We start from the raw sequence: 3,010 nt of genomic DNA, 5'->3' as shown, positions 1-3,010 counted from the left end.
ACGCTGTCCTGGGTGATCGCCAAGGTATCGGTCAATTCCGATCCAACCGAACCAGGGGAAGCATCCTGGCGAACACCCGCCGACTGACCTTTTGCCCGTCCGGAATATTTATTCTGGTCCGGCAGCACACGTGGCTTCTCGATGCCGGCGGCAACGCCGCTGGCGATCGTGGCCCTCACCATCTCCAGGCCATCCTCCGCCACCAGGCCGCACAGGGCAGCTGCCTCAACGAGGTGGTCCGTTATCCGCGACGGCGTTAGAGCGCCATGGGGAACAAGCGTGCCAAGACTGAACGCTGCCTGGTTCAGGGTGATGTTTCGTTTTCCCAGTTCGGCCATCGCGACCTTCCGGCTCTCCGACGCCAAGGCCGCGTCGGCATATCGAATAAGCCGGTCCGATGATGTCGCAGCGGCGATGTGATCGCTGCCGACTTCGCGATGGACGCCCTGCTCGCGAAACTGAATGCCAAGCAACGAGTAGAGCCAGTCGGGAGCCTCGGCGATGTCAGCGTCAGCCGTGGGTTCGATGACCTCGTAGCGCCCGCCGTAGCTCAGGCGAGAAGGCGGCATGATGATGTATCCGCCTTCGCCACGCACGTTGATGCCCGCGGGAAGCCGCCCCTCCCGATTGGTGACCGGCCGATCTCGGCGCCACCGGAAAAAGACGTGCATGCCGCCGCTCGGCGTTCGATGGGTGCGTGTGGGTGGAATGTCTCCGTGCTGTTTGACCAAGGTCGTCCATGCGGCGACGCCGTCCGGCTCTCCCGACGCCTTCGGGACATCAAGGTCGATGACGAAAAATCCCGATGCATGCCCAGTCCGCACTCCAATCATGGCGTTCGGCCAGCGCGACCACCAAGACCGCAGATGCCGCTCGTCCGTGGTGGCCTTGTACAGACCGCCGGTACGCGGGATGGGCCGACCAGCCTCGTCGCGATCCCTGGCAACCAGAGGGCCCTTGCATTGAGGTCCGGCAGTGGGATCACACGGAAGCACCGGCCAGCCCCGGGCGGCATAATCAAGTGCCTGGCGCAGCATCGCGCTCATGCTGATATTCTGCATGTTCTCGATCCCGATCATCGACCAGCCGAGTGCTGATCACCCGGGACAGGTTTGCTGGTGCTGGCATGCAGGCGATCGGCTTCGTGCGCCTCGATATCATCTTCGCGGTACAGGATCCGCTTGCCCAGCTTGAGATATCGCGGGCCCTCACCGGTCAAGCGCCAGCGCTCAAGAGTGCGCGGGCTTATGCACCAACGGCGGGCGAGCTGGTGTTGGTTTAAGTGCTTGACGCACATAACGTTTCTCCTCGGACTGGTGCGCAATACCGAGGAGAAACGTCGTTACAAACTACGGAGGAGATCAATCCTGAGAAACGAAGGAGAAGCGTAGGGGGAACGTAGGAAAAGACAAACAGGTCAAATTTCAAACCAGCAGTACCCATCTTCTTGCTTGATTATGTGTTTCAATGTTTTCCAATGCCGGCTCCCGCTGAACACCTTTCCAATCGTATCGACGTGAGAACTCGTGGTCGCTTCCCCCAACACCTCCTGGGTTCGCAGATGTTTGCGCATTGGATAGGCGTCGAATAGCTGGCGGAGAACTGACTGCTGCACTGACCCCCTGAAGTACATTTCTTCCGAATTGTATGTCAAAATTCTATTGTCCTCGGAGAGATGAAGGCGTCCTTTGCCGACGGATAGATCCAGAGGGAAATGGTCACTGTTCAAGTCTCCAGGCGGCTCACTTTGTTGCGGTTGCGTCGCCACTGATACTTCGATCGCTATCAGTTTGAGACCTGCACCGGATGCTTCGGACTTGTCAAAATCCAGTTCAAGGATATCCCACAGGTGCGCGGGAACAGCTGTGCGACGAGAATTCAGCGTCGTTGGTACTTCCAAGGCCGTGGCGCTCAGTTCCCCAGTGCGCAGCATCTGTATGAATCTCTCCTGCCATGGCTGGCGAAGCTGATGGTACTTGTCGTGCAAGACGTCGTACTGGGTAGGTGGTTCACCAACTATCCAGACAAGCACAGGATCCCGATACGCTTCATATTTATCATGTTCGGTCCGTTCTGCGTCGGTGAGAGATTGCCGAAAAGCCTCCTCAAGCGGGAGCCCACGCTCAGTAACATCCATTCCGCCCATCTCCGATGAAACACGCGGTTGGCCGCGGATCTTCGGCGAGATTAGAACTGGCAACAAAATGGATGCAATCTGTTCCGACAAGCCAGACTCACGCATAGCTACGCGCATCTGCTTTTGTAGCCGCACACACACGTTAAGTATTTGTTTTTTCTAGTAAAATTTGCCGCCCGACCTCATCATCCATGCCCATGGTGATGAGCATGAACTCCCTTGATCCCGACCTCATGAGCCCCGACGAGCGCCTGGTCGCGGTGGCTGCGATCCTAGCCGCCGGACTGATTCGGCTGCGGACCCGACAGTCAAGCCAACTATCCGGCGGCTGCGGAGAAAGTCCGCTCGACTGTTCGCCCAACCGACGCCGTCATGTCAGCCACCAAAACATGGAGGTTCCGCGATGACGGACATGGTGCTTACCCAGGTGGCAGCGCTGAAGACCACGCCATCGCCTGGCTTGAGGAAGATGTGGCAGAAGCTGTTCGACACTGACCCACCAGCTTACAACCGGCGTTTCCTGGAAAGCCGGCTGGCCTACCGCATCCAAGAACTGGCGTACGGCGGGCTGTCGCGCGCCACCTTGGAGCGGCTGGAGGTGCTGGCTGAGCAACTGGATGGCGGCGACGTGACGAAGCGCCGGCAGCGTGTAAAGGACCGGCCGATCACCGGCACCCGGCTGATCCGAGAGTGGCAGGGCATCGAGCACTGCGTCACGGTGCTGGACGACGGCTTCGAGTACCACGGCCGGCCGTACCGGTCGCTCTCGGCCATCGCGCGGGCGATCACCGGCACCCGCTGGAACGGGCTGATCTTCTTCGGCCTGAAGAACCAGCGGGGTGCCAAATGAGGAAGTCGCCGGCCAAGGTCAGC

Annotated in this window: 4 protein-coding genes; 2 read left to right on the top strand and 2 right to left on the bottom strand. The window is 59.5% G+C overall.

The window, feature by feature from the left end; all coding sequences use genetic code 11:
* Window positions 1–1,079 (bottom strand): bifunctional DNA primase/polymerase (locus AC5JJ6_RS06630; protein WP_496041280.1); only part of this gene is annotated, 1,079 nt, incomplete at its 3' end.
* 47 nt (window positions 1,080–1,126) lie between these two features.
* On the opposite strand from AC5JJ6_RS06630, the gene AC5JJ6_RS06625 reads away from it, so the two are divergent.
* A complete protein-coding gene (locus tag AC5JJ6_RS06625) occupies window positions 1,127–1,282 on the top strand; it encodes a hypothetical protein (RefSeq protein ID WP_496041279.1) in 156 nt (51 codons plus the stop codon).
* 135 nt (window positions 1,283–1,417) lie between these two features.
* On the opposite strand, the gene AC5JJ6_RS06620 is transcribed toward AC5JJ6_RS06625, so the two are convergent.
* Window positions 1,418–2,227 (bottom strand): hypothetical protein, encoded by an 810-nt coding sequence (locus AC5JJ6_RS06620; RefSeq protein ID WP_496041278.1) that lies wholly within the window; start codon window positions 2,225–2,227, stop codon window positions 1,418–1,420.
* A gap of 313 nt (window positions 2,228–2,540) precedes the next feature.
* On the opposite strand from AC5JJ6_RS06620, the gene AC5JJ6_RS06615 reads away from it, so the two are divergent.
* The gene (locus AC5JJ6_RS06615) at window positions 2,541–2,987 is read left to right on the top strand and encodes a DUF2924 domain-containing protein (protein WP_496041277.1); all 447 of its coding nucleotides are present in this window, start codon (window positions 2,541–2,543) and stop codon (window positions 2,985–2,987) included.
* Window positions 2,988–3,010: the final 23 nt, after the last annotated feature.

The organism is Skermanella sp. (assembly GCF_059503625.1).
This window is presented reverse-complemented; position numbering and strand designations above follow the sequence as displayed.

Bases quoted from the DNA above. Each gene is read 5' to 3' on its own strand.
- AC5JJ6_RS06625 (WP_496041279.1), top strand. From the start codon at position 1,127: ATGCAGGCGATCGGCTTCGTGCGCCTCGATATCATCTTCGCGGTACAG.
- AC5JJ6_RS06615 (WP_496041277.1), top strand. From the start codon at position 2,541: ATGACGGACATGGTGCTTACCCAGGTGGCAGCGCTGAAGACCACGCCA.